General features: G+C 67.6%; 1 protein-coding gene. It reads left to right on the top strand.

Annotated elements, in window-relative coordinates; translation table 11 throughout:
• Nucleotides 1–800 (top strand): transposase (locus HJC40_RS44975; RefSeq protein WP_250010010.1); only part of this gene is annotated, 800 nt, incomplete at its 5' end.
• Nucleotides 801–989 lie beyond the last annotated feature (189 nt).

The raw sequence follows: 989 nt of genomic DNA, 5'->3' as shown, positions 1-989 counted from the left end.
TCGCCCCCGACCGGGTGATCTCGACGGTCGACCCGCAGGCCCGGCACGGACACAAGACCAGCCACCGCGGGTTCGACGGCTATAAAGGCCACCTCGCCCTGGACCCGGACAGTGAGATCATCACCGCCACCAGCGTGACCGCCGGGAACACCGGCGACGCCGGACCGGCGGCCGACCTGATCACCGATCTCACCGACCCACCCACCGGCAGCCCCGACGGCGCATCAGCGGGCGACGCGGCTGTCTACGGTGACGCCGCCTACGGCGCCGGTGAAGTCCTGCAACGGCTGCACGACGCCGGGATCGACATCAAGACCAAGGTCCAGCCGCCGAACTCACCAACCGGCGGATTTACCAAGGACCAATTCGACGTCGGCGCCGGAACGGTGACCTGCCCGAACCAGGTCACCATCGGGATCCGGCCGGTCAAGGGACACCCCCGCCATGCCGGACAAGCCGATTTCGGTGCAGCCTGCACCGACTGCCCCCTGCGAGCGCAGTGCACCACGTCCAAGACCGGCCGGCACATCACCATCAGCCACTGGGAAAACCACCTCACCACAGCCCGGACCCGCCAGAGGGACCCGGCTTGGAAAGCCGACTACCGGGCCACCCGCCCCAAAATCGAACGCAAGATCGCCCATCTGATGCGCCGCCGGCACGGCGGACGCCGCGCCCGCATGCGCGGACTGCTCCGCGTCACCGCGGACTTCACCCTGCTGGCCGCCGCGACCAACCTCGCCCGGCTCGCCACCCTCGGACTTACCCACGATCAAAACCAGGGCTGGGCCACCGCCTGACCGCGGATCAAAGCACCCGCACCACCCCCGGCCGTGACACCCCAGAACCTCTGAGAAGACCCACAACCATTACTGGCAAACACATCCGCCCGCACCACCAGGCACATCACCGACACACCTACCGCCCCAATCCACAACAGGGGTCGATCGGCTACGCCGATCAACCCCTGTTTAACACCAGTCACCTAG

Origin of the sequence: Actinoplanes sp. M2I2 (assembly GCF_023544445.1) — a bacterium.
GTDB lineage: Bacteria > Actinomycetota > Actinomycetes > Mycobacteriales > Micromonosporaceae > Actinoplanes.
The sequence above is the reverse complement of the archived record's forward strand: the minus strand, read 5'-3'. Positions and strand labels throughout refer to the sequence as shown.